19 protein-coding genes are annotated in these 25,322 nt (G+C 56.9%); 8 read left to right on the forward strand and 11 right to left on the reverse strand.

Annotation, left to right across the window (positions count from 1 at the left end; genetic code table 11):
- Window positions 1-12 precede the first annotated feature (12 nt).
- Complete coding sequence (locus R5R33_RS11720; RefSeq protein ID WP_318952887.1) at window positions 13-381, reverse strand: PH domain-containing protein; 369 nt, start codon at window positions 379-381, stop codon at window positions 13-15.
- Entirely contained in the window at window positions 378-1,643 is a 1,266-nt protein-coding gene (locus R5R33_RS11725; protein WP_318952888.1) for a DEAD/DEAH box helicase, read from the reverse strand. Before R5R33_RS11725 ends, R5R33_RS11720 begins: the two co-directional genes overlap by 4 nt.
- Window positions 1,644-1,931: 288 nt before the next feature.
- Between R5R33_RS11725 and R5R33_RS11730 the strand changes: the two genes are divergently transcribed.
- Entirely contained in the window at window positions 1,932-2,552 is a 621-nt protein-coding gene (locus R5R33_RS11730; RefSeq protein WP_318952889.1) for a glutathione S-transferase family protein, read from the forward strand.
- A 127-nt stretch (window positions 2,553-2,679) separates the two neighbouring features.
- On the opposite strand, the gene R5R33_RS11735 is transcribed toward R5R33_RS11730, so the two are convergent.
- From R5R33_RS11735 to R5R33_RS11745, 3 genes are all read right to left on the reverse strand, one after another.
- A complete protein-coding gene (locus R5R33_RS11735) occupies window positions 2,680-3,339 on the reverse strand; it encodes a hypothetical protein (RefSeq protein WP_318952890.1) in 660 nt (219 codons plus the stop codon).
- Between the two features lie 978 nt (window positions 3,340-4,317).
- Window positions 4,318-4,824, reverse strand: a complete 507-nt coding sequence (locus tag R5R33_RS11740; RefSeq protein ID WP_318952891.1) for a GNAT family N-acetyltransferase — start codon at window positions 4,822-4,824, stop codon at window positions 4,318-4,320.
- 48 nt (window positions 4,825-4,872) lie between these two features.
- Window positions 4,873-5,922, reverse strand: a complete 1,050-nt coding sequence (locus tag R5R33_RS11745) for an NAD(P)-dependent alcohol dehydrogenase (protein ID WP_318952892.1) — start codon at window positions 5,920-5,922, stop codon at window positions 4,873-4,875.
- Window positions 5,923-6,126: 204 nt separating this feature from the next.
- On the opposite strand from R5R33_RS11745, the gene R5R33_RS11750 reads away from it, so the two are divergent.
- The 4 genes from R5R33_RS11750 (at window position 6,127) to R5R33_RS11765 (ending at window position 13,087) form a co-directional block, all read left to right on the forward strand.
- Complete coding sequence (locus R5R33_RS11750; protein WP_318952893.1) at window positions 6,127-8,979, forward strand: M16 family metallopeptidase; 2,853 nt, start codon at window positions 6,127-6,129, stop codon at window positions 8,977-8,979.
- A 286-nt stretch (window positions 8,980-9,265) separates the two neighbouring features.
- A complete protein-coding gene (locus R5R33_RS11755; protein ID WP_318952894.1) occupies window positions 9,266-11,692 on the forward strand; it encodes a thrombospondin type 3 repeat-containing protein in 2,427 nt (808 codons plus the stop codon).
- Between the two features lie 147 nt (window positions 11,693-11,839).
- Window positions 11,840-12,289 carry a hypothetical protein gene (locus R5R33_RS11760; RefSeq protein ID WP_318952895.1) on the forward strand — a complete coding sequence of 150 codons (450 nt, stop codon included), beginning with the start codon at window positions 11,840-11,842 and terminating at the stop codon, window positions 12,287-12,289.
- A 105-nt stretch (window positions 12,290-12,394) separates the two neighbouring features.
- On the forward strand, window positions 12,395-13,087 hold the full coding sequence (locus tag R5R33_RS11765) for a glutathione S-transferase (protein ID WP_318952896.1): 693 nt from the start codon (window positions 12,395-12,397) through the stop codon (window positions 13,085-13,087).
- Here the strand turns inward: R5R33_RS11765 and R5R33_RS11770 are convergent, their stop codons facing one another.
- Entirely contained in the window at window positions 13,088-14,293 is a 1,206-nt protein-coding gene (locus R5R33_RS11770) for an APC family permease (RefSeq protein ID WP_318952897.1), read from the reverse strand. It lies immediately after the preceding gene.
- Window positions 14,294-14,384: 91 nt separating this feature from the next.
- The gene (gene exaC / locus R5R33_RS11775; RefSeq protein WP_318952898.1) at window positions 14,385-15,905 is read right to left on the reverse strand and encodes an acetaldehyde dehydrogenase ExaC; all 1,521 of its coding nucleotides are present in this window, start codon (window positions 15,903-15,905) and stop codon (window positions 14,385-14,387) included.
- Between the two features lie 225 nt (window positions 15,906-16,130).
- On the opposite strand from exaC, the gene R5R33_RS11780 reads away from it, so the two are divergent.
- Window positions 16,131-17,048 (forward strand): helix-turn-helix domain-containing protein, encoded by a 918-nt coding sequence (locus tag R5R33_RS11780; protein ID WP_318952899.1) that lies wholly within the window; start codon window positions 16,131-16,133, stop codon window positions 17,046-17,048.
- A gap of 158 nt (window positions 17,049-17,206) precedes the next feature.
- Window positions 17,207-17,944, forward strand: coding sequence for a hypothetical protein (locus tag R5R33_RS11785; RefSeq protein WP_318952900.1), 738 nt, complete (start codon window positions 17,207-17,209; stop codon window positions 17,942-17,944).
- 45 nt (window positions 17,945-17,989) lie between these two features.
- On the opposite strand, the gene R5R33_RS11790 is transcribed toward R5R33_RS11785, so the two are convergent.
- The 3 genes from R5R33_RS11790 to R5R33_RS11800 form a co-directional block, all read right to left on the reverse strand.
- On the reverse strand, window positions 17,990-19,792 hold the full coding sequence (locus R5R33_RS11790) for an amidohydrolase (RefSeq protein WP_318952901.1): 1,803 nt from the start codon (window positions 19,790-19,792) through the stop codon (window positions 17,990-17,992).
- Between the two features lie 138 nt (window positions 19,793-19,930).
- Complete coding sequence (locus R5R33_RS11795) at window positions 19,931-21,463, reverse strand: cryptochrome/photolyase family protein (protein WP_318952902.1); 1,533 nt, start codon at window positions 21,461-21,463, stop codon at window positions 19,931-19,933.
- A 63-nt stretch (window positions 21,464-21,526) separates the two neighbouring features.
- A complete protein-coding gene (locus R5R33_RS11800; RefSeq protein ID WP_318952903.1) occupies window positions 21,527-22,675 on the reverse strand; it encodes an acyl-CoA dehydrogenase family protein in 1,149 nt (382 codons plus the stop codon).
- Between the two features lie 245 nt (window positions 22,676-22,920).
- On the opposite strand from R5R33_RS11800, the gene R5R33_RS11805 reads away from it, so the two are divergent.
- Window positions 22,921-24,153, forward strand: a complete 1,233-nt coding sequence (locus tag R5R33_RS11805) for an OmpA family protein (protein WP_318952904.1) — start codon at window positions 22,921-22,923, stop codon at window positions 24,151-24,153.
- A 63-nt stretch (window positions 24,154-24,216) separates the two neighbouring features.
- Here R5R33_RS11805 and R5R33_RS11810 read toward each other — a convergent pair whose 3' ends face one another.
- A complete protein-coding gene (locus tag R5R33_RS11810) occupies window positions 24,217-25,290 on the reverse strand; it encodes an AraC family transcriptional regulator (protein ID WP_318952905.1) in 1,074 nt (357 codons plus the stop codon).
- Window positions 25,291-25,322: the final 32 nt, after the last annotated feature.

Consider the following 25,322-nt stretch of genomic DNA (forward strand, 5'->3'; position numbering starts at 1 on the left):
TGAAGGCCGGGATCAAAGTGCGTAGCGCGCAATATAGTGCGCGATATCCATCAGCCGCGATTTGCCACTGAACTCGAAGCGCACCTTGCCCACCGCGGAAAAATATAGTTCCAGCTCGCTGTCGATATCCAAGGTGCCGGAGGTCTCCACAGACCAGGCGACGATGTTCTTGTAAGGCAGGGAGGTAAAATCCTTCTTGCTGCCGGTGATGCCCTGCACATTCAGCGCGATGATGCGCTTGCTGGTGAACACCACGCCGTCACGCATGGATTTGAACGAATCCAGCACTTCCTCACCATCCAAAAGCAGCGGCGCTACCTTTTCGGCGAAGTCGGCATTCTGCTTGAGTTTGAACACGCTCTTGTTATTGAAGTCGATCATTTCCTAATACCTCCCCATGGCGTTTTCGCTGCTGGCTGTTCCGCCTTCGCGGTTTGGTTTTCTTTTTTCGGGTGTTTGGACGTTTTACCACTTTTGGGGACAAAGTTTAAATTTGATGGCGGCAGGTCTTTGACCACCGGGAATTCCTCGATGATTACCCGATCGATGATTTTCCCCAGCCGACGTTCCACCGCACACAGCCGCTTGAAATCGTCCTTCGACACCAGCGATACCGCCTCACCGGACAGGCCGGCGCGGCCGGTGCGGCCGATACGGTGGATATATTCGTCGGCCTCGTCGGGCATATCGTAATTGACCACCCGCTCCAGCTCGTCGATATCGATACCGCGTGCGGCAACGCCGGTGGCGACGAGTATGTTCAGTTCACCGGATTTGAAATCGGCAAGGATCTTCGAGCGCGAGGCCTGGCTTTTGCCGCCGTGGATCGCCTCCGCCTTTATGTCGCGCTTCTCCAGCTGACTCACCAGTTTGGCCGCGCCGTGCTGGGTGCGGATAAAAATCAGCGCCTGCTTCCAGTTGCGCTCCTTGATCAGGTGGCTGAGCAGCGCCGACTTATTGTGTTTGTCGACCGCGATCAGCCACTGGGAAATCTTCGGTGCGGTTTTCTGGTTGCTGGCAACGGAGACATCAACGGGATTGTTGACCACTGATCTCGCCAGCGACTTGACCTGGCTCGACAGGGTCGCGGAGAACAGCATGCTCTGGCGCTCCGCCGGCAGGCGCGCAATGATTTTGTCGAGGTCGTCGATAAACCCCATATCCAGCATGCGGTCGGCTTCATCCAGCACCAGTATTTCCAGCTCGTCAAAATAGAGTGCGCGCTGGTACGCGAGATCCAGTAGGCGACCCGGTGTGGCGACCACAATATCCACGCCCTCGATCAACTGCTGCTTCTGTGGCTCCAGGTCCACCCCGCCCACCATAGACATGGAGGTGACCGCCAGATGCTTCCCATACAGCTGGATATTGTCCTGCACTTGTATGGCGAGTTCGCGAGTCGGCACCAGAATCAGCGCGCGGAAACGCTTGGGGCGGCGTTCGCGCTCCCCACCGAGCGCCTGCAGTATCGGCAGCACAAACGCGGCGGTTTTACCAGTACCGGTCTGTGCGGTCGCGAGCACGTCGCGCCCCTCCAGAATGGCGGGAATCGCCTTGCGCTGGATCTCGGTGGGGGTAGCGTAGCCCTTTTCTTCAAGGGCCTGCAGGATCGGGTCACTCAGTCCCAGGGTGTGGAATGTCATGTGGATTCTCAATTCGGGCAATGGTCGAAAAATGATCGGCGGCTGGTTTAAGCGCGGCATGGTAACAGTAAAGTCGAGACTAGATGCTGCTCCTTACAGTGCAGGACAAAGGCTTTTCATGCTGTCGCCATAGTCAGCGGCGTAGGCTCGTGTGTCGTCGGGTTCCACGTGACTTACCCCCGGTTCAATGTATTGGGCGGTATATCGCTTCATTGGCGGTTACAGTAACCGCGTTCGGATTACACACCCTCACAACCGAAGACAAATCAAGAGCTAGGGAGAGCAGGCATGCAAGATGAAGTTATTCTCTATACCAACCCCCAGTCCCGCGGCCGCATTGCGCGCTGGATGCTGGAGGAGGTGGGAGCGCCCTATCGCACGGAAGTGCTCGAATACGGTGGCAGCATGAAAGCGCCCGCCTACCTCAAGATCAACCCCATGGGCAAAGTGCCGGCCATTGTGCACCGCGGTGAAGTGGTGACCGAGGGCGCCGCCATCTGCGCCTACCTGGCGGAAGCCTTCCCGCAAGCGGGGCTGGCACCCACGCCGGAAGAGCGCGCCAGCTACTACCGCTGGCTGTTCTTTACCGCGGGCCCATTGGAGTCAGCGATCATCGACACCAAGACTTTCGGTATCGAGCCAGATGCGCAGAAGCAGATGATGGTGGGCTACGGCAGCTACGCCGCGGTGCTCGACAACCTCTCCAACTGGTTTACGGGACACAAATATGTGACTGGGGAACGTTTTACCGCCGCCGACGTGTATGTGGGAGCGCAGATCAACTGGGGATTGGAGTTCGGCACCATTGAAAAACGTGCGGAATTTTCTGATTACGCCAAGCGCGTCACCGATCGCGACGCGTATAGTCGCGCTACGGAAAAGGACAACGCGTTGGTGGAGAAAGCATGATGACACAAAACAGGGCAGCCGTAGCTGCGGCGTCGTGAAACACGAAGCGGAAATCGACCTGGGCGGCCAGCTCAAGTAAAAAGGCGCCGAATGGCGCCCTTGCTGAGTCGCATCACATTTGATGCGCTTATAGCATCAGTACTTCCTTGGAGAGCACTTCGACACATGCATTAGATGCTTTGGCCAAATACTCTTTCAACAATTTGGCATCTTCGTTCAGAAGGTCGTCTTTTGTGGGAGGGGCGTTATCGTCACCTTGCACAGAACTGCAAAGCGTCTCTGAAATCACGCTCTGATTAACACTATCAATCAATCGCATTCTGGCGTTGTAGGTAACCTTGTAGTGCGTCCAGTCCGCGGGATAGTAGTTGAACATCCAACCTGTGGTTTTTACATCGAGAATATAGTCTGCACCAGGATACTCCGACACGAGCGTGGCGATCTTGTCATTCGCTGCGACAGTGCCATTATTTTCCTTCAGTTCCATCGCGCGAGATGCTGCCAGACGCTCCATAAGTCCGGCGCTAATGGAAAGCGCCGGGTCTTGCACCTCATTTTCACGGACAATCTCGTTCCCCGCAGAAACCATTGCGGCCGCGCCAATCAAGCCCAAAGTCGCTTTGCCGGCAGTAAAAGCCGTAAAGTCCGGGGTCTCGAACTGAGTGGCGACCACGGTTTTACCTTGTAATGCCTGCGACGATTCTGCAGTAAGTGGTACGTGCTTAACGCTTACACATCCAGTGAAAAGGGTGCTCAGGAACGCCGTCGCTGCGATTTTCTTAAACATATATTTCCCTAAAACTTCGTTATTTTACGTATTTTTACGTGATTTTTATTTCCGCTCAAATAAAGCGAACAAAAAGCTAACATGATCAATCCATTCCCGCAATCCTACCTAGTCTATATGTCGACAATCTTTTGATGCTTCTATAATCACAAGATTGGCAATTTTTTATGTCTGAAATTTTGAATATCACCCATAAATTTTATTTGCCACCAGGGACAGATTTGAGACTTAAAATTTCCGTATGAGACGTCGTCAAGCGGGAGCTGACGGCGTAGGAAGTGCGACTTACTGGAAGTGACAAAGCCGAGAGTAATTCTGATTGCCGGTCCAAACTTTGCTCGGAAATATTCTAACCAGTATGTTTATGGGGATTGGTTGGAAATTATGATTCGTCAGTTCTTGAAACACTGAGAGCTGCAGGGTTTCAGAAACGAGTGTTCAGGTCAGATCTAGCTCCATCTCCATCTCCATATAGGTATGATCCACAACCCGATCAAATTGCGACTGCAATGTAGAATTTTTGGTGCGCTGCGGAATGAACCCCAGGCGCTGATACAAAGGCCACGGATGACAACACGCGCAACTGTGAACAGAGAATAAAAACGCACGATGTCTCGGGAGGCTGTAATCGTCAAGCGCAGATTCCGCGCACTGTTACGCATGCCACCAACAGCCACAGCCTCACCGTCAATCACCGCTGCTGTATGTTGGCATTAGCCAAATTCCGAATCGCCGCGGACAAACGCATGGAAGAAAGTCCCGCGCCTGCTACGAGTGCCCGTCGCGGAACACATAGTCGAATGAAGCTGTCCCTCAGCTGTAGATCAGCGGCACCGCGGCGTCCACATCCTCCGCACGACAGGGGCGGTAGCTGATCACAGGAATTTCATTGTTTATCGTTGGTCCTGGTTTGTATTGCTGGATCAAAATGGAAAATTGCCATAGTTGTCGAGTATTGCGCAAAGTGTAGTGGCGCTCTTAGCTCTGGGCGAAGAATGCCTTGTGGTACGCAACCTCTCCCTGCGGAAAGCTGCCGGTAAAGGCTCGCGCCTGAAAGTACTCCGGCGGCACGCCAGGGTATACCAATCCCTCCACTACCTTGAATCCAAAGCGGCCGTAGTAGCCGGGATCGCCAAGCACCACACAGCCAGCCGCGCCCATTGCTTCAAGGTCAGTGAGTACTCGCTGCATCAGTCTGGAACCCACGCCCTGCTGCTGGAATTCCGGCAGTACGGAGATCGGCCCCAGCCCGAACCAGCCGCGCGCGCCATCACTGATGGCGACGGGCGAAATGGCCACATGGCCGATCACTTCGTTGCCGACTTCAGCGACAAGGGAAAGTGTGAGTGCCCCGGCACGCTGCAGCGCCGCCACGATAAATTGCTCGGTGTGGTCCGTATGCGGGGCATCCCGGAATGCCAGCTCGGTGACGCGGTGGATGGCGTCACTGTCACCGGCGTTCTCTGTGCGAATTTGAAATTTCAAATTTTGGCCTGCGTTGATGGCGGTTTCGACCAAAGCCTTTTGTTGCGCTTAGGGCGCGGCCAGTGAGGCCATGTCGATGACAAAACGGTAGCGTACGTCGGAGCGCTTGAGTCGCTCAAGCGCATCGTTCACCTCACTGATATTTATCACCTCGCATTCCGGCAGGATATTTTTCTTGGCACAAAAGTCGATCAGCTCCTGGGTCTCGGCTATGCCGCCGATGGCGGAGCCGACAATACAGCGGCGGCCCATTACTACCGGTTCGCTGTCCATTTCCTCGATCGGGCCTATCTGGCCAACCAGCACCAGCCCACCGCCCACATCCAGCAACCGCAGGTAGGGCGTGAGGTCGTGTTTGACGGGAATGGTGTCGATGATCAGGTCGAACGAAGACTGCGCCGCTTCCATCGCCGCGGCATCGCTGGAGACCAGCAGGCCATCGGCGCCGAGGTCCCGGGCGTCGGCTTCCTTGTCTTCGGTGCGGCTGAGCACCGTCACATCCGCACCCAGGCCCGCTGCCAGTTTTACCGCCATATGCCCGAGACCGCCGAGGCCGATCACGCCTACCTGGCTGCCGGGGCCGATGTTCCAGTGGCGCAGCGGGGAATAAGTGGTGATGCCTGCACACAGCAACGGTGCGGCGCGCGAGAGGTCGAGGCCATCCGGTATGTGCAGTACAAATTCCTCGCGGCACACCAAATGCTTGGAGTAGCCGCCCTGGGTGGTCTCGCCGGTAATGCGGTCGCGGCCGGCGTAGGTGAGGGTCATGCCCTCGCGGCAGAACTGTTCCTCGCCGTGGTGGCACTGGTCGCACTCCAGGCAGGAGTCCACCATGCAGCCCACGGCGACGGTGTCGCCTTTCTTGAACTGGCTGACGTCTTCGCCCACGTCGATCACGCGCCCGATAATTTCATGCCCCGGCACCATCGGGAAAATACCCCAGCCCCAGTCGTCCTGTACCTGGTGGATGTCGGTAAAACAGATGCCGCAGTACAGCACCTCCATGGCCACGTCGTTGGGGCGCAGGTCGCGGCGCTCGAATTCCCAGGGGGCGAGGGTGTCGCCGGCGCTCTGTGCGGCGTAACCGATGGTTTTCATGCTGGTGCTCCGTGGCGGATTTGCGGGTTGCATCCAGTGTAGGTAAGCGGATTTCTCAGCAGCGATGAGATCCAGTGATTTTGCTGCCGGATGTGCTGTTGTCACGGCAGGAGCGTTTTTCGGGATTAAAGCGCGGCGGAGCCGGTCGCCTATCCCCATGCTGCCTGTTATCTTCCTGCGCATAACTACGTACAGGAATACACCATGTTAAGGAATCTTCTCAGCTCGGCGGTACTGCTGGCTGCGGTCTCTGCTTCTACGATCGGCCTGGTCGGGTGCGACAGGTCCGGCACTGAATCTGCTGCGCCGGCGCAGTCGTCCTCCGAGTTCGTCATCGATTACGACGAGTTCCAGCTGGATAACGGCCTGCAGGTGATCTTCCATGTGGACCGCTCCGACCCAGTGGTGGCGGTGTCGCTCACCGCCCATGTGGGTTCCGCGCGGGAGAAGGAGGGGCGCACGGGCTTTGCGCACCTGTTCGAGCACCTGTTGTTCCTGGAGTCCGAGAACCTTGGTAAGGGCGGGCTGGATGCGATGAGTGCGCGCATCGGTGGTTCGGGCGCCAACGGCTCCACTTCCCGCGATGTCACCAACTACTACCAGACGGTGCCGAAAGACGCGCTGGAAAAAATGCTGTGGGCCGAGGCCGACAAGCTGGGGTGGTTTATCAACACCGTGACCGAGCCGGTACTGGCGAAGGAAAAGCAGGTGGTGAAGAACGAGAAGCGCCAGAGCTACGACAACCGCCCCTACGGCCACATCCAGTACGTGATCGACCGCAACCTGTACCCGGAGGGCCATCCCTACCACTGGCAGGTAATCGGTTCGCTGGAAGACCTGCAGAACGCCACCCTCGACGATGTGAAGGAGTTCTTCCGCCGCTGGTACGTGCCCAACAATGTGGTGCTGGTGGTGGCCGGGGATTTTGACACGGTGCAGGCCCGCAAGCTGGTGGAAAAATATTTTGCGGAAATCCCCACCGGCCAGGACATCGAGCGCGCCGCCAAGCAACCCGCGAGCCTGAAACAGAGCGTGCGCCGCTACTACGAAGACAACTTTGCACGCGAGCCGGAGCTGACCCTGGCGTGGCCGGCGGTGGAGCGCTACCACCCGGACAGCTACGCGCTGGCGGTGCTGATGGAATACCTGGCGGAAGGCAAGCGCGCGCCGCTTTACAAGGTGCTGGTGGAAGACAAGCAGGTCACCGCGGACGTGGCGATGGAGGGTTACGAGTCCGAACTGGCGGGGCAGATCCAACTGCAGGTACAGGCATTTACCGGGCGCGATCTCGACGAGGTCTACGAGGGCATCCAACAGGCCTTTGCGCAGTTTGAAAAAGACGGCATTGCGGAAGAGGACCTGGAGCGGATCAAGGCCGGCCAGGAAGTGGCGTTCTACGAGGGCCTTTCCAGTGTGCTCGGCAAGGGCTTCCAGCTCGCGCAGTATCAGGTGTATACCGACAACCCCAGTTATGTCACCGAGGATATCCAACGCCTGCTGGCGGTCACTGCGGATGATGTAAAGCGGGTTTACGAGAAATACATCAAGGGCAAGCCGTTTGTGGCCGCGAGCTTCGTGCCGCGCGGGCAGGTAGAGCAGGCGCTGGCGGATTCCTCACAAGCGGAAATTGTGGAGGAGAAAATCGTCAACGGCGCCGAGGAGCAGTTTGATGCTTCCGCCGCAGCGGAATTTGAGAAGACCTCGTCCACGTTCGATCGCTCTAAAGAACCGGCCCTGGGGGCCCCGGCAGAGACAGCGGTGCCGACGGTGTGGCGCGACATATACGGCAGCGGGATGAAGGTGTTCGGTATCGAGAGCAGCGAGGTCCCCGTAGTCAATTTAAGTATCGTGATCGACGGTGGCCAGCTGCAGGAGCGGCTCGACAAAACCGGCGTGGCCAACCTCGCTGCCATGCTGATGGAGCGCGGTACCGACAAGCGCACCCCGGAGGAACTGGAAACCGAGATCCAGAAACTGGGTGCCAGCATCAACGTGTCTGCCAGTAAGAATTCCATTCGCTTTGACGTCACCACGCTGGCGCGCAATTTCGACAAGGTGTTCGCGCTGCTGCAGGAAATGCTGCTGGAGCCGCGCTGGGATGCCAAGGAGCTGGAACTGGCGAAGAAGAGCGTTGCCAGCCTGATCCGGCGCCAGGCGGCGGAACCCAATGCCATTGCCTGCCAGGCATTCGCGCGCCTGCGCTACGGCAAAGACAGTATTCGCGGCTACGACCTGCTGGGTAGTGAGGAGTCCGTGGCGGCCATCACCATGGATGATCTCAAGGCCTATTACCGGGATTACCTGTCGCCGTCGGTGGCGCGTGTCCATGTGGTGGGAGATGTTCCGGAGATGGAATTCCGCAAGGCCCTCGGGGCATTGGCCAAGAGCTGGCCGGCGAAGCCGGTAACTATCCTCAATGCGAATTCCGAGCCGGCAAAACCGGGTATTTATTTTGTGGATGTGTCGGGGGCGAAACAGTCGGTACTGCGCATCGGCCGCCCCGCCATGTCGGCACTGTCGGATGACTATTACCCGGCGGTATTCACCAACTACATCCTCGGCGGCGGCGGCTTCGCCTCGCGCCTCACCCAGCAGCTGCGCGAGGGCAAGGGTTACACCTACGGCATCCGCTCCATGGTAGACGGGGAAAAAGATCTGGGCACCTTTGCCATCGGTACCGGCGTGCGCGCCAACGTCACCGCGGAATCCGTGCAGCTGATCGACGAAATCCTCAAGGACTATGCGCCGACCTACACTGAGCAGGATCTGGAAACCTCGCGCGCCTATCTGGTCCGCAGCAACGCCCGCGCGTTTGAAACTGCCCGCGCCAAACTGAGCCTGCTGGAAAAAATGAGTGAATTCCGCTGGCCCGCCGACTATGTGCGCAAACACGAGGCCATCGCCAAAGCCATGAGCGTAGAAAAAGTGCAGCAAATCGCCGAAGAATACATGCAACCGGATTCCATGATCTGGGTGGTGGTGGGCGATCGCGCCACGCAATTTGGTCGGCTCGAAGAACTCGGCTTGGGTGAAGTAACGCTACTGGACAGCAATTAATTGTCGCAGATGGGGACGAGGTATCCCCATGCAAGTAACGGGTACGTCAGGCTCATTAGCATGAATTTAGCCGGCTTCAAAAATAAGCCGGCTTTTTTATGAGGGTTTGTTTAAAAGTGCACATATCGATGACGTATTGGTCGCAATTTGGGGGCATAGACTGCCGTATCGGGCGATCGGAAATGTATACTGCGCCATCTCCTGCAGCGACTTCACCAGTGGGTGGCTAGGTCCGCAATGGGAAAATAACAACAACTGCGGGCGCAAGCCCAGGAACCTGACTGCTGTGAAAAAACTGTCTTTTCTTCCCCTTATTGTGTCACTGGCTGCCTGCGGCGGCGGTGGTGGTTCCGATAACGCCTCCGAGGATCAGGGCGGCAATGGTTCTGGTGGGCAGGGTCTCAGTGCACCATCCATCAAGCTTTCATCCACGCTGGGTGACATTACTCGCGAGAACACTCCCAAGCTAGCCAGGGTAGTGGTAGACCTGCTGCACGCAGGGCGTGATGTGCATCAGATATGGGACAGGGGGCAATACTTCAATAATTTCACTCGGGGAGAAGAGTCCGGCAGTTGCGAAGGTGGTGGTAAATACAAGATCCGACTCTCTGACGATGGCAAGCGCCTTCGAGAGAGCTACGACAATTGCAGTCTGTTCGACTATTCCACGCAGCAGGAAATCACCGTAAATGGTGACATGCAGACGGATTTTTCCGGTATCGACGCCAGCGGAAATTTTCAGGTAAATCAGATTTATCGGGATTACAAAATCACCGAAGGCAGCGGCCAATGGGAAACCGTTGACGCGATCATCGCCTACAAAGGCAACAATATTGCGGATTCCGGTGTGCAGCCTCAGGTCACTTTAACCCTGCGCGCGGTGAACAGCATTGAAGGCACTATCAATGCAGAAGACTTTCGCATATCCATAACCGACAGCCTGGATTTTATTAGTAACCTCAACGGGGCAGTCGGTGTCGGCGGTGCCGTGGAGTATGTTGGCATCGGTACCACGCAACTTGGTTTCGATGAAAACCGAGGCAGTTTTCTGTTGAGCGGCAGCGGTAACGATCGTGGGGAAGTTGCGATCAGATATGGTGCTGTGGATGTCTTGTTTGATGCAGGTGGCGACGACCAAAGCGAGTACGGTCTGCGTATTCCCATGGGCGAAACGGGTGGCATTCCGCTCTTCGGAACCGAACCGTCGCAACCCTATGTTCAAACCCAGCAGGTGGGGAATCAGGAAAGGCGCAATGTCGATGGCAACGCGACTACAAGTGTTTCAGTGTTGCCGAATTTTGGCGATGCGGGTGGCCGCCTGCTGGGGTTTACGCTTCAGGTAGACGCCGTCCGCCTGCAAGGTAGGCCGGATGACTACCATACGCCACCGGCTGAAGAATTACCGTTTGAATACACCATCACCCAGCCAGTAGCTGGCCTATTCCGGATCGAAACCCACGGCGATCTCGGTGCCGATGTGGCGGCGTTCGAGGCGACGTTTTTCGCCACGAACGCGCTAGGCAACGAGAGCAATCCTCCTCTTCCCGCTATGATCTATCTCTATCGGGATACGGATTCCGATGGTATCGCCGATTTCACCGACGATGACGATGATAATGATGGCGTCCCTGATCACCGAGACGCACTGCCGAGAGATCCCACGGAAACCGAGGACGCCGATGGCGACGGTATCGGTGACAACGCCGACCTCGACGACGATAACGATGGTATTGAAGATACTGCTGATTTTTACCCGTACGACCGTTACTGTTACTTGGAGGCAGATGGTGATGGTGAACGCTGCTTACTCCATAGCGTGGGCGGCAACAGCTATGGAAAGATCCTGGACCGGAATGGCATTGTTTACTTCTACAAAACGGGAAGCCTAGAAGTGAAGCGCTGGGATTCCCTTACTCAACACTTCTTGCCTTCAATCCATCTGGAGCCTGCGTCGGTCGGATCCGTCGGGCAATTCAACACGTTGTATTACGCGGAGCCGCAACATGCGCTCTACATTAAATACGATGACAGGGTGTATTCACGGATTGGCCTCAATGCCACCACTTTGGTGGAAAATTTCTACGTGCGAGGACCGTCTACTGAAGAGGCGTGGGAGCTGTACGGAGTAGACTTTGCCGAAAACTATGTGGTGTTGTTGGGGCAGAGTACCAATGGTTATGAACGTTATAGCTATGACTTGACAGGTGCCTTGGGAGCGACTTATTCGGAAGCTCGCCAACACTATGATGCCACCCAGTACCGGTATGTTGATTCCGCGCGCTTCTGTACGATCGGCTACAAGCTGGATGTGGTGACCGGTGGCTTTATCGATATCGCCTCTGGCAGCGACTTTGACGGCCCGTGTGGTTACATGCGTATCCAGACCGGCCGCCAGCCAATCGTATCGCCAGACGGCACACGTGCGGTGATTTCAGGCGGTGTTATTATCAATGCCGATCAGGAAGTTGTGGGAACCGGTAATGTCTCTTTCCGTACCCATGATATCGGCTGGACCAATGCTGGGATCTACTATCTGAACTCGACCGCCGAAACACTTGATCGCTACGACAACAATGGGGAGCTGCTGGAGAGTCTGCCGCTAGAGCGTCAGGAAACTGTTGGCAAGCTACTGATCAATGATGACCATCTGATCTGGTTCGACGGTGCGCTGCCAAAAGTGGTGCGTCTGCCATTATCTAGCAGTAAGAACTAAGAGTGTGTTCCTGAGGCGAATAACAGCGTTGTCGATTGTGATGGAGAACTAGCGCTTACATTTTCAGGTAACGCTATAGGAAGCTAAAGCGATCAGAATCGAGCGCCGTATGATGGCGGCGTTTGTCGCCCAGTTATGAATGGAATCATGAACAACGTATGCAAGCCATTTCTATTGTTGGAAATATTGGTCGGCTTCGCGCCGACCGTATTTTTCTTGCTGATCGACTCATTTCTGGCGATGTGGGGAGTTTTCGCCGTCGGTGCGCTTGGTGAGGATTTCAATATTCATGCGGGCTTTGAGTATTTCGTCATCCTTGCTCAATGGTTGGGGCTCTGGGGCGTCCTCTACGTAGCCGCGCTGGTATGGCACGGGGTAACGTCATTTACTATTCCGCGCAGTATCAGAGTGTTTCTCGTATTCGGGCTGTTTTCTCTCGGATATAGAAACTTTCCCTTCTTCGAGTCACTGGTCATTGACGGTGTCTATCACTCCCCGATTACCTGGATCGTTCTGCTGCCAGCCGCGGTAAGTATTCACATCCTGTTTTTAGGTCGCGCCTACCTTATGCGAAATAACGCCTTAAGCGACGCCTAGCCGGTTGGAATGCGACATTTACTATCTAGTGGGGCCCAATCACGCGGCGTTGGAGGGTTGCTAAACTTCTATTCCCCAACCTGAATCCAACGCGGTATCCAGAAAGTGCTGGACTACAAACTCTACTACTGGGACCTGCCATTTCGTGGTGTGTTCATCGAAATGTTTCTGGCGGATGTGGGTGCCAGTTACGCGCTCCACGATGCCAGTGAAATTTACCCAGAGCGCAGCCTCAAGATCGAAAACCCGGGCATGGCGCCCCCCTACCTGTACGATTGGAAAAGCAAAAAGTACTTTGCCCAGCTGCCGGCGATTATGATGCACCTGGCGCGTGAGTACGACTATCTTCCCAAACGCGCCGAGACCCACACCCTCGCCCTGAAAATCCTCCTCGACTGCAACGACGTGCTGCTGGAAATCACCAATTACCACGGTATGGTGATGTGGAACAAAAACAGCTGGGACGAATTCCGCAACGGCCGCCTTGCGGACTGGATGGAAATCTTTGAAAAGACCGGCTTGGAACACGGCCTTAAAGCCGGCGGTGGCTATCTGCTGGGCACAACCATTTCCGTGGCGGATATCGCGACCGCGGCGCTGTTCGGCACCATGGTGTATGCCTTCCCCGTTCTCGAAGAGGACCTGCAGGAAAACGCGCCCCACATTGCGCAGCTGGTAAAGCATGTCGAGGCGCGCAAGCCCATTCAGGCAATGCTGGAGAGGCGCCGGGTGGTGTGGGAGCGGGGCTATTGCGGGGGGCAGATCGAGAGCTCGCTGCGCAAGGTGTTGGGCCAGTAATCAGGCCAGCAGCTGGAATGCAATCAGTGCTGCGCACAGCAGGAAACCGGCCGCAGGGCACCACAGTGGATAGCGGGTTACGCCCGCTTCCACCGGCTCCTGGCGCAGCTTGATCACCACCAGGCAAAGGTTCACCAGCGAAAATATTATCAGCATGATAAATGCGGTGATTTTGGCCAGGATCGTGAGTGGCAACCAGAGGGCGAATACCAGAATGCAGCCCGCCACCAGCAAGGTCGAAACGACCGGGGTCTGTGTCCGGGCATTGAGCCGGGAAAATAGTGTCGGTGCCATGCCTTTATTTGCCATGCCATACAGCAGCCTGGATGCCATGATGATCTGTACCAGCGCGCCGTTCACCACCGCAAACATGCTGATGACTCCGATAAACTGCGTCGAGTAGCCGGCATTGCTCACCATGGTCGCCAGCGGCGCGCCACTCTGTGCCAGTGTATGGATGGGGATGGTGCGTACCGCGAATGCCGCCACCAGTATGTAGAGCAGGGTGGATACGCCAATGGCGATCAGTATTGCCCACGGCAGTGTCCGGCGCGGGTTCTTCACTTCCTCGGCAATATTCACCATATCCTCAAAACCGATATACGCATAAAACGCCAGGAAGCTGCCGACAAGTAGTCCGGGCCAGGCGGCCATTTCGGGGAAAGCGAACACCCGTTGCCACTCCTGCACCGCTGGAGCCTCGCGGCTGACGAAAATGACAAACAGCAGGCCGCCTACTTCCACCAGGGTGATGAGGGTTACCGTGAGCGCAGATTCATTGATGCCCCACAGCGCAATCAACGTGAGCACCACTAACAGCAGGGTGATGGCGAGGTATTCCGGTACCTGGATAAAGAGTTCCAGGTAACCGACGAAGCCGTTGGCAATGGTCGCCGCCGAGACGATGCCGGTGATCGCCACCAGCACGCCGACCAGCTGCGCGAACCAGCGCCGCTGCCAGGCCTGATAGATGTAGGCGGCCGAGCCCGCGCTCTGTGGATAACGTGAAGAAAGTTCGGCATAAGACAGAGCGGTAAATGCGGCAATAATCCCCGCCAGCAGGAAGGCGTAGGGCAGGGATAGCCCGGTTTCATCTGCCACCTTGCCGATCAGGGCATAGATGCCGGCACCGACGATGGTACCGATACCGTAGAAGCTGGTTGCTGGCAGGGACAGTGATCGTTTCAGGGCGACCCGTTCTGACACGCTATTCCTCCGGCAATGGTTCTAACCAGTGTAGCGGTATAAAAAAGGGGAGCCTAAGCTCCCCGAGGGACCTCACAGGATGAGGGTTACATCAAAAGAACCCGAGCGGGTTGGTGTCGTAACTGACAAGCAGATTCTTGGTTTGCTGGTAGTGTTCCAGCGCCTTTTTATGGGTCTCGCGGCCGATACCGGATTTCTTGTAGCCGCCGAAGGCGGCGTGGGCTGGATACTGGTGGTAGCAGTTGGTCCATACCCGGCCGGCCTGGATATTGCGCCCCATACGGAAGGCCAGATTCATATCCCGGGTCCACACACCGGCGCCGAGACCGTATTCCGTGTCGTTGGCGATTGCCAGCGCCTCGGCCTCGTCTTTGAAGGTGGTCACGCCCACTACCGGGCCGAAAATTTCTTCCTGGAAAACTCGCATCTGGTTGTGACCTTTTAGCAGGGTCGGCTGCACGTAGTAACCCTTCTGGAACTCGCCGCCGAGATCTGCCGCGCCGCCGCCGAAGATCACTTCCGCGCCCTCGCGCTGGCCGATTTCGATATAGGTCATGATGCGGTCGAACTGCTCAAGTGACGCCTGGGCGCCAATCTGGGTTTCCATATCCAGCGGGTTGCCGCGCTTGATCGCCTTGGTGCGCTCCACCACACACTGCATGAACTCGTCGTAGATGGATTCCTGGATCAGCGCGCGCGATGGGCAGGTACACACCTCACCCTGGTTGAAGAAGGCCAGCACCAGACCTTCCACCGCCTTGCTGATGAATTCGTCTTCCTGCCGCATCACGTCGGCGAAGTAGATATTGGGGGATTTGCCGCCCAGCTCGACCGTAGACGGGATCAGGCTTTCCGCGGCGCATTTCAGGATATGGCCGCCCACCGCGGTGGAACCGGTGAAGGCAATCTTGGCAATGCGCTTGCTGGTGGCCAGTGCCTGGCCGGCTTCCTCGCCAATACCGTTGACGATATTTACCACGCCCGCGGGCAGCAGGTCGCCGATCAGTTCCATCAGAACCAGAATGGACGCGGGAGTCTGCTCGGCGGGCTTCAGCACCACGCAGTTGCCGGCGGCCAGCGCCGGCGCGAGTTTCCACGCGGCCATCAACAGCGGGAAGTTCCACGGAATAATCTGGCCGACAACACCAAGCGGTTCGTGTAAGTGATAGGAAACGGTGTGTTCGTCCAGCTCCGCCATACTGCCCTCTTGGGCGCGCAGGCAGCCGGCGAAGTAGCGGAAGTGATCCACGCACAGGGGAATATCCGCAGCGATGGTTTCCCGCACCGCCTTGCCGTTGTCCCAGGTTTCCGCCACCGCGAGCAGTTCCAGGTTCTGTTCGATGCGGTCGGCAATTCTCAGCAGTAGGTTTGAGCGCGCTGCGGCGGCCGTCTTTCCCCAGGCGCTTTTGGCGGAGTGGGCGGCGTCAAGCGCCAGTTCGATATCGGCGGCGGTGGAGCGGGGTACCTCGCAGAATGCCTCGCCGGTGACCGGGGAAATATTTTCCATGTAATCGCCGGACACCGGAGCGACCCATTCGCCACCGATGAAATTCTCATAACGCGGTTTGAAGTTGATAAGTGCGCCATCTCGGCCGGGTTGTGCATAGATCATCGCTGTTTTCCTCTTCGGGATGCTTATTGTGTTTGCCACTCCTGCAGGCGTTGTTATCTGCCGTTGCCGGGAGTAGTCTTGAACACCGGGCGTAAAGCCCGGTTATTCCGGTTTGAGCGATGAAAAAATATAACTTCCGGTGATTCGCGGCTTTCCTCTGAGTACAGATCAGTTGACCCTGAATCCAGCCTGCGGGCACCGACAGCAATAAAATCGATAAAAACCATGACTGAAATGACGATCCGCGGTCGCGCACAGCCGCGGGAACTGGTGGAGAACCGGGTGTCGTTCGCCGGTCCCAGTTCCGAACTCAGTGTTTACGATACCTATTTGCCCGCAGAGCGGGTCGGGCTATCTGCGGGTGAGCTGCTGTACTGCGGAATGATCAGTGGCCGCAAGATCATGCACGCGGCGGGCAATTACAGTGCCGAGTTTGTGCCGCGGGAGTCGTTTGTTATGGCGCCCGGCGAAAAGGTACACATCGACTTCCCCGATGCCCGTCTGGAAAATCCCACCTCCTGCCTCACCATCGAAATCGCCCGCGAGCGCGTCGGCGCCATCTGCGAAAAACTGAATGCTGCGGCACCGCTGCAGCGGGAATTCGACGACTGGCGCTACCGCCCCGATTCCCTGATTCACACCCAGCACAGCCAGGCCACCCAGGCACTGCTGCAACGGCTGGTGACTACTTTTACCGAAAATTCCAGCGACCGGGATTTCCTGGTGGATCTCGGGGTGAGTGAACTGGTGGTGCGCATGCTGCGCGAGCAGATGCGCAGCTTCCTGCTGAAGGTGTGTGAGAAAAATCCCGAAGTGAACGGTCTCGCCGCTGCGCTAAACCAGCTGCAGTCCAAGCTGGACCAGTCGTTGGATATCGATCAATTGAGTCGGATGGCGTGCATGAGCCGAACGCGCTTTTACAACGAATTCAAAAAACATCTCGGCTGTACACCCGCGGAATTTCAGCAACACCTGCGCATGCAGGCGGCAAGGGATCGCCTGGCGCGCGGGGAATCGGTGACCCGGGTGTGTTTCGATCTTGGCTACCGGCACCTCAGCCACTTCAGCCGCCGCTTCCACCAGCAGTTTGGCGTAAGCCCGAAGCAGTACCGTGACGCCTGTGAGGTTGAGGTCCGCCGGTAACCCTTTTCCTCTTTTTTTCCGCTCTTACTCGCTCACCCTTTTCAAGCGTGAAGGGCGACCTCGCAATTCTGTGATTCCGCGTCCCATCCTGCGCCATTTATCCGGGATTTCCCGTACGCACGTCTATTCTGGCTTTTGCCCGGGAACTCCGCAGATGCATGGGCAGCAACGTCTCTTTCATCCTGATTTGGCCGCAGACGGTTCAGCCGGAGAAGGGAGCTCAACGTACAAAGGGGAAAACGATGAAGAACGCGATCGGTAAAACACACCATAGGGCGATGGCTCTGGCCTTGGTGGGTAGCTTGGGATTTGCAGGCGCTGCCAGTGCCAAAGAATACACGATCAACAAAGGCGAGTTTGCCGGGTCATTTATAACCTCGTATCTGACCTTCGCGGCGGATAATAGAACCATCTCGACAACAGCGACCGGCACTGCGGGTGGTGGCGGCCTGGGAGAGTTCCAGAGTCACACCGTATCGGATTTTAATTTGCTGGGTGGCCCCTGCGACTCCGAAGCGGAGGAAAACCCGCTCCGCCCGGAGTTACATTTCAGTGTGGTCCAGTCTCAGGTCGTGTTGACCTTCAAAAACGGGCAGGTGTTTCTGAAGGCGCCGCCCGCCTCAGCGGAAGACGTCCCATTGGGTTGCGTATTCTTCAATATTAGCCCCGACAGCGATGCGGACAATATTATCCTGCAGGACATTGCTGGAGGCTTGGAGCTCACTGTTACCTACCAGATCATCGGCGGCACTGGAGAGTACGCCGGTGCGAAGGGGGAGCTGACCAGTACGACTACCGGTACTGTACTGGAATTCAATAGTGTATCTGACGGCGACAGCTGGTTTGGCGGCGTGACTGGTACGCTGAAAGGAAGTTTTTGTACTGACTGCCCCTAGCAAGGTGACACGCTTTGAATTATGCCTAGATTCAGTTCGAGAGCGTCATTCGTTCTGGGAAGCCTGCTCTACCGCGTGCATCAACAGGCTCAACGCATCGTTAAAGCATCCGTCACCATGCTGGTGTCGGATGCCAAGATTATGCGCATCGTGCGTATTTCTATTCGGTAGTGTCACGCCAAACATAGCGGGTGAGGGCGCTGATGCGGTTGCTGAGTCTCGCTTGTAAACCGAAACACCCTCCTTGTAAGTCTCCATCACCTTGAGGTTAGCTAGCTGGTCTTCCGATACCGTCAGCGGGTTATCCGAAAGCACCACTAGATCCGCGAGCTTGCCAACTTCGATCGAACCTTTGCGCTTTTCCTCAAAGTGCTGCCACGCGGGCCAAAGGGTCATTGCCTTTAACGCGGTTGCTACCGGTACGCGGTGCTCGGGCCCGATGACACGACCGCTGCGGGAGCGGCGGGTGACGGTGGCAGACAGCACGCGCATGGAATCCGGCAATGCCACCGGCGCATCGTGGTGGGTACCGAACATCATGCCTTCAGCCAGCACCCAGCCAGTGGGAGAAATATTCGCCGCGCGCTTAGGCCCCAGCACAGAGTCGCGGTGATAGTCACCCCAGTAAAAGGTATGCATTGGGAACAGCGAGGGGAAAATCCCCAGCTTCTTGATTTCGTCCACCTGATCCCGCCGCAGCGTCTGCCCGTGAATCAGCACCGGCCGGTTGTGTACATTGGGGTGCTTCGCTTCTGCGGCCTTCACCGCCTTGATCATCAGGTCGATGGCGGCATCGCCATTACAGTGCACCAGAATCTGCCAATTATGGGCAAAGGCCTTTTCCACTGCGTCCATCGCTTGCTGTTCGGTGATCGCGGGATATCCTCGGTAATCCTTGTCCTGCCCCGGCGGCGGTATGAAATAGGGCTGTGTCAGCCAGGCGGTTTTTCCCTGTGGTGAGCCGTCAATGGTGAGCTTGGCGCCGCCTACCCGTAAACGATTGTGGTACTCGAGTGTCGGGTGTATATCCGGAATTTCGAGAATGTCCGGGTACACGACCAGATCGATTTTCAACGCGCCGCTGTCTGCGACCCGCTTCAGTGCATCGAGCGATGCCTGGGTTGCGCGCCCCTCCTGTGCGGTGGTGTAGCCATAAGAGGCGAGCAGCTTGGTGCCCTCAATCCCGAAGAGATCATTCACATCCTTGTTGAGCGATTTACCAAATGCGCCAACCAGTTGAAAGAATGCATACTCTTCGGCGACGCCATTGGGGGTTTTGCCATCGGCCTCCCGCTGGAATACGCCGCCTTTCGGATTTTGGGTATTTGCAGATATGCTTGCGATTTCCAGCGCCTTGGAATTGGCGACGCCGAGGTGACCGGATTGGTGGATGATCAGAATGGGAATATCGGCAGAGACCAGATCCAGATCCTTGCGGGTGGGATGGCGCTGTTCCGCCAGTTGTGAATTGTCGTAACCGAAACCCACAATCCAGCCAATCTGTTTGACGGCATCCTGGTTGGCGGCTGCCCAACCCTGCAAGAGCTTGATCAATGACGTTATGTCTTTGCCTGTACCATCCGGCGGGGGTAACAAGTTGGCGGTCATGGACTGGAAGCCGATCATCCAAGCGTGGCCGTGGGAATCGAAAAATCCGGGAAGCATGGTTTTGCCTGCGAGATCGATTTTCCGGGTATTTTCGTTGGCGGTTTTAAGTACCTGGTCGCGTTTACCGACGGCGATTATTTTGCCGTCTTTTACCGCCACGGCTTCCGCCGTGGGGTGCTTATCGTCAATGGTGATAATCACGCCGTTGTGGAATATGGCGTCTGCGGTCTCAGTCGCCATTGCAAGTTGCGCGGCACAACCTAAGAGTAATCTGCTAAGTATGCGAAGCAGGTGAGGCATCGGGCTGGCTCGCTCAAGTGGGTTTTGCAACTCATTTCAATATAGCGTTTGCCGACGAGCCTGGTTGAATACGATAGGTTAAAACGAATCGGGGTTGCGAATGATCTGGCGGGCCCGGTCCTGCAGCGCTTTCAATTCCTCCGTATCCATTTTTTCCAGCAGGCTCAGCATCATCGCCATGCGGTGGTTGCCTTGAAAGTGCTCGCGCTTGTCCGCGAGGAAATTCCAGTACAGGCTGTTAAAAGGACAGGCATCTTCGCCGAGCTTTTCCTTCACGTTATAACGGCAGCCCTGGCAGTAATTGCTCATCTTGTTGATGTAACTTCCGCTGCTGATATAGGGCTTGGTGGCGACCAGACCGCCGTCGGCAAACTGGCTCATGCCGCGGGTGTTGGTGATTTCGACCCATTCGATGGCGTCGATGTAAATTCCCAGATACCAGGCGTCCACGTGGTTCGGGTGTACCTGGGTGAGCAGGGCGAAGTTGCCGGTGATCATCAGGCGCTGGATATGATGCGCGTAAGCGTGATCCAGGCTGTTGTCGATGGCGTGGTGCAGGCAATTCATTTTGGTGTCTGCGGTCCAGTAAAACGCTGGCAGTTCCCGGTGGTTGTGCAGGCGGTTACTGCGGGCATAGCCCGGCATTTCCCGCCAGTAAACCCCGCGCATGTATTCCCGCCAGCCGAGAATCTGCCGCACGAAACCCTCTACCTCATTGATGGAGATGCTCTTCCGGTGCTGCTGCCAGTGGTAAATTACCGCATCGATCACTTCCCGCGGATGCAACAGCTTGCAGTTCATGGCGAAGCTCAGGCGGCTGTGGAACAGGAAGGTCTCGTCCGGGTCCATGGCATCCTGAAAGTCTCCGAAATGCACCAGCAGATGCTCGCAGAAATGGTGCAGAACGCTGAGGCAGTCCTCGCGGGTGGTCGGCCATGAAAAATGCTCCGCATCGATACGGCCAAATGTATTTACCCCGGCGCTTTCTATACGCGTGACGGTCTCGCGCACATCCTTGCGAAAGCCGCGCGCATGGGGAATGGGAGGATTCCCCTTCCACTTGTTGCGGTTGCTCTTGTCGAAATTCCACTGTCCTCCGACGGGTTCACCGTTTTCCATGAGGATGTTGTGCTTGCGGCGCATATGCCGATAGAAACTTTCCATCAGCAGTGATTCTTTGCCCTGGAAAAATTCGGCAAGTTCATCGCGGTTGGTGAGGAAGTGCTCGCTGTCGAAGGCCTCACTCGGGATGCTGAGGTCATCCGCCAGCTGTTTCAGCTGCTGGTCCAGGCGGTATTCGTCCGGCAGCTGATATTCGAATTTCTGTATTCCGTGCGCATGGATCAGGCGCGCGATGTTGCTGCCGAGCGCTTGTGTGTTTTCGGAATGGTCGAGCCGATAGTGGATCACCTGTTTGCCGCGGGCGCGCAGCCAGCCGGCAAAGGTTTCCATGGCTTCGAAGAAGGCCACCACTTTCTGGATATGGTGTGTTACATAGTCGGTCTCCTGGCGCATCTCGGCGATAAAGTACAGCGTGTCTTTATCGTCGCTGCGGTACCAGGAGTGTTTGTGGTTGAGCTGGTCGCCCAGAATGAGTCGCAGGGTTTTCACGGTGAGCCAAGAGCCCGGTATTACATGGAATACCGGGCTGTACGCTGGGAAAAAAACTTCAGATTAGTGGTCTTTGAGCAGTTCCCGGGAAATGATCAGCTTCATGATTTCATTGGTTCCGGCGTAGATACGCTGCACCCGCGCATCGGCCCAGGCGCGCGCGATGGGGTATTCCCACATGTAGCCGAATCCTCCGTGCAGCTGCATACATTCATCGAGCAGCTTGCACTGGAAATCCGTGGCGAGCAGCTTGGCTTTGGCTGCGGTGGAAACGTCAAGTTTTTCCTCGTAATGCAGTTCCAGACACTTATCGATAAACACCCGCAGGGCGGTGAGTTCGCTGTCCAGTTCTGCCAGTTTGAACTGGGTGTTCTGAAAGGCGGCGATGGGTTTGCCAAATGCCTTGCGATCCCTGACGTATTCTATGGTCCAGCCGATGGCCGCCTCGGCGTTGGCAATGGCATTGACCGCGACGCTGAGGCGCTCCTGGGGCAGTTCCTGCATCAGGTAGATAAAGCCCTGACCTTCGCCACCCAGCAAGTTATCCACAGGCACTTTTACATCGTCGAAGAACAGCTCGGAGGTGTCCTGGGCCTTCATGCCCACTTTTTCCAGGTTGGTGCCTTTCTTGAATCCTGGCCAATCGGACTCTACCAGAAACAGGCTGACGCCCGCGGCACCGGCGGCGGGATTGGTTTTGGCCACCACCACCACCAGGTCGGCGTGCTGGCCGTTGGTAATAAAGGTTTTGGAACCGTTCAGCAGGTAGTGATCGCCGTTTTTGACCGCGGTGGTGCGCACTCCCTGCAGGTCGGAACCAGCACCGGGTTCGGTCATGGCAATGGCGGTGACGATGTCGCCGCTGATACAGCCGGGCAGGTACTTCTGCTTTTGTTCCTCGGTGCCGTAATTGACGATGTAGGGCACCGCGATATCCGAGTGCAGGCCCCAGCCAATTCCGGTGAGCCCCAGGCGGGAAATTTCCTCATCGACGATGGCGTTGTAGCCAAAATCCAGTTCCAGGCCACCGTAAGCTTCCGGCACCTGCGGGCACAGAAAGCCCATGGTGCCGGCCTTGCGCCACAGCTCTCTATCTACCTGGCCGTCTTTCTCCCATTGGTGGTGAAAGGGCGCGGCCTCGGCTTCGAGGAATTTGCGCACGCTGTCGCGAAACTGTTCGTGTTCCGGGGTAAATACGGTTCTCTGGATCATGGCGACTTCCAATTATTGTTGTGTCGTTCGAGTTTACAGCCTCTGTAACGGGAAAATCCGCTCACATAACTTAGCCCATTAGCGCGGCGCAGGTATGGCTTGAGGGTCAAGTTCGGGATCAAATAGGTGCCATGCGGAATCCTGATATTCCATTCGAGAGCTTATTCTGAATCAACCTAACCAGAAGATTTGGCTGCCGTACACTGATGAGAGTGGTTTCACCGCAAGCAACGCGAGGTACGCAAATGGCTGACAATCTTCTGGAAATGGCGGTGCGCCATTTGGGTTCAACTGGTCTCAGTGCGCTCGGTAACGCCCTGGGGCTGCCGGATGGCAAGAGTGAATCGGCGTTCACCGCCAGTGCAGCGTCCGTGCTCGCAGGGATGCTGAACAAGGCCGGCAGCGAGAGTGGGCTGGGCACGCTGCTGAACATGGCCACCAAAAGCACCAGCATGGATCTGTCCTCCCCGGTCGATATTTTTACCACCCCGGACAAGATGACCAGTCTGCAGGACCTGGGCGGCAATATTGTCGACACCCTGTTTGGCCACAAGCGAGACGGCGTCGTCAACTTGCTCACCAGTGCGCTGGGCCTGAGCGGTAACAAAGGTGGCAGCCTGCTGCGTATTGCCGCACCGGTGATCATGTCGCTGGTGGGCAAGCTGGTGAAAAGCAAGGGCCTGAATATGGAGGGCCTGGCGGCGCTGTTGCTGGGTCAGAAAGCCTACGTCAAAGACAAGATCCCCGCGGGTCTGTTGAAAGAACTGGGTGTAGCCAACTTCGACGAGCTGGCCGAGCGCACCGTGGTGGAAACCACACCGCGCCATACTGCGCGCGCGGCGACGCCGCCACCACCGGTGAAGAAAAGTGGCTGGGGCAAGTGGCTGTGGCCGCTACTGATCGCACTGGGCGTGCTGTGGGCACTGAATATGTGCGCGAAGAAAGAACGGGTGGATGACGGCACCGGTGGGGTGATCATTGAGGAGAAAGAGGTAGAAAAGGCTCCGCCCATGCCACCGGAAGAAACCATTACCACCCCGGCTCCGGAAGTTACCGAGGAGACCGTGATTGTTGAAGATTTCGGCCAGCAGCTGCGGGATTACCTGGCCAGTGCCAGCCGCGACCCGAACCGCGAGTTCCCGCTGCAGATCGAGTTCCCCACCGACGGCAGTATGCCCAATGTGGAATCCCTGCCGGATGTGCAGACACTGATCACGATCATGCAGGAGAACCCCGGCCTGTCCATCGCCATCGAGGGGCATACCGATTCTGACGGCGATGCCGCGGCCAATCAGAAGCTGTCTGAGTCCCGCGCCCAGGCGGTAATGAAAATGCTGGTGGATGCCGGTATCGAAGGCAGCCGCGTCACTGCGGTGGGTGTTGGCTCCGCCAATCCGATCGCGGACAACAGCACCGAGGAAGGCAAGCAGAAAAACCGTCGCATCGCAGTGAAGGTGACTTCCTACGAGCAGCAGTGATGTTTGGTTGACTTGAAGGAAAAAACCCGCGGTTCGCCGCGGGTTTTTTTATGTGTGGAAAAATCAGCCGCGGTGTTTTTCGCGGTAGGCGCCGGGAGCGAGACCGGTCCACTTCTTGAACGCGCGGTTGAACGCGCTAGGCTCGGAAAAGCCGAGGCGCTCGGCAATTTCCGCCACCGCGGTTTCCTGTTGTTTCAGCTGGTACATGGCCATGTCGCGGCGCACGGAATCCTTGATGTCCTGCCAACTGTTACCCTCGTCTTTCAATCGCCGGCGCAGGGTCTGCGGGGACGTGAACAGGCGCTCGGCGACGTCGTCCAGTGACAGATTTTCGATGCTGTTGTGGCTCTGCAGCATGCGGCGGATGCGACCGGTAAAACTGTTGTCGGATTTGTACTGGGCCAGCAGGCACTCCGGCGCGCGCGCAAGAAATTCACTCAGCTGCTGGGCATCGCGCACCAGTGGCATACTGAGGTAGCGCGTGCTGAACACCAGGCAGGTTTCCCGCTGGTGGAAATAGTGCCGGCAGGGAAACATATCGTTGTATTCCTCGTCGTAATCCGGCGGCGGAAACGCGAGGTGTACCCGCTCCAGCAAAATAGTGCGATCGATCAGCCAGCTGAAAAAACGCAGCCAGATAACCGCGAGGGATTCGACAAAATTCTGGTTCTGCAGCCGCTTCTGGTTGCCGTGATGGATGATGAGTTTGGCCTCCTCACCATCTTCCACCAGCTTGATATGCAGGTCATCGCTCACCATGGCGACAAAGCGGGAGGAGCGCAGCAGCGCGCGGCGCAGGGTGGGGCTGCTCAGGGTGGCGTGACCCATCATGGCAAAGGTGCCGGGCAGCCAGGGGCGCGCGAGATAGCCGCCGGATTCGTCTCCCAACTGGTCCCACAGCAGGCGCAACAACCGCGCCAGCTGTTCACGGCCGATTCGGGCGTCTGGTACCTGCGCACTGGCGGGGGCAATACCGGCATCCAGCAGCAGCTGGTCACAGTCGACGCCGGCGGCGCGGGCGCCAGCCAGGTGTGCATATACCGCAGCGGCGAGAATGCCGCGGGCCTCAAAGCCGGCGGTGGATGCCTGCTGTTCTGTGGATGCTTGGTGTTCTGTTGTTATGGATTCTGTCTCCACGGTCACGCTTCCCGATGGCGGTATCTGTGCTG

The organism is Microbulbifer pacificus, assembly GCF_033723955.1.
Taxonomy (GTDB): domain Bacteria; phylum Pseudomonadota; class Gammaproteobacteria; order Pseudomonadales; family Cellvibrionaceae; genus Microbulbifer; species Microbulbifer pacificus.

Coding starts and splice junctions, on each gene's coding strand:
- R5R33_RS11720 (WP_318952887.1), bottom strand. CDS start 381: ATGATCGACTTCAATAACAAGAGCGTGTTCAAACTCAAGCAGAATGCC.
- R5R33_RS11725 (WP_318952888.1), bottom strand. CDS start 1,643: ATGACATTCCACACCCTGGGACTGAGTGACCCGATCCTGCAGGCCCTT.
- R5R33_RS11730 (WP_318952889.1), top strand. CDS start 1,932: ATGCAAGATGAAGTTATTCTCTATACCAACCCCCAGTCCCGCGGCCGC.
- R5R33_RS11735 (WP_318952890.1), bottom strand. CDS start 3,339: ATGTTTAAGAAAATCGCAGCGACGGCGTTCCTGAGCACCCTTTTCACT.
- R5R33_RS11745 (WP_318952892.1), bottom strand. CDS start 5,922: ATGAAAACCATCGGTTACGCCGCACAGAGCGCCGGCGACACCCTCGCC.
- R5R33_RS11750 (WP_318952893.1), top strand. CDS start 6,127: ATGTTAAGGAATCTTCTCAGCTCGGCGGTACTGCTGGCTGCGGTCTCT.
- R5R33_RS11760 (WP_318952895.1), top strand. CDS start 11,840: ATGAACAACGTATGCAAGCCATTTCTATTGTTGGAAATATTGGTCGGC.
- exaC (WP_318952898.1), bottom strand. CDS start 15,905: ATGATCTATGCACAACCCGGCCGAGATGGCGCACTTATCAACTTCAAA.
- R5R33_RS11780 (WP_318952899.1), top strand. CDS start 16,131: ATGACTGAAATGACGATCCGCGGTCGCGCACAGCCGCGGGAACTGGTG.
- R5R33_RS11785 (WP_318952900.1), top strand. CDS start 17,207: ATGGGCAGCAACGTCTCTTTCATCCTGATTTGGCCGCAGACGGTTCAG.
- R5R33_RS11790 (WP_318952901.1), bottom strand. CDS start 19,792: ATGGCGACTGAGACCGCAGACGCCATATTCCACAACGGCGTGATTATC.
- R5R33_RS11800 (WP_318952903.1), bottom strand. CDS start 22,675: ATGATCCAGAGAACCGTATTTACCCCGGAACACGAACAGTTTCGCGAC.
- R5R33_RS11805 (WP_318952904.1), top strand. CDS start 22,921: ATGGCTGACAATCTTCTGGAAATGGCGGTGCGCCATTTGGGTTCAACT.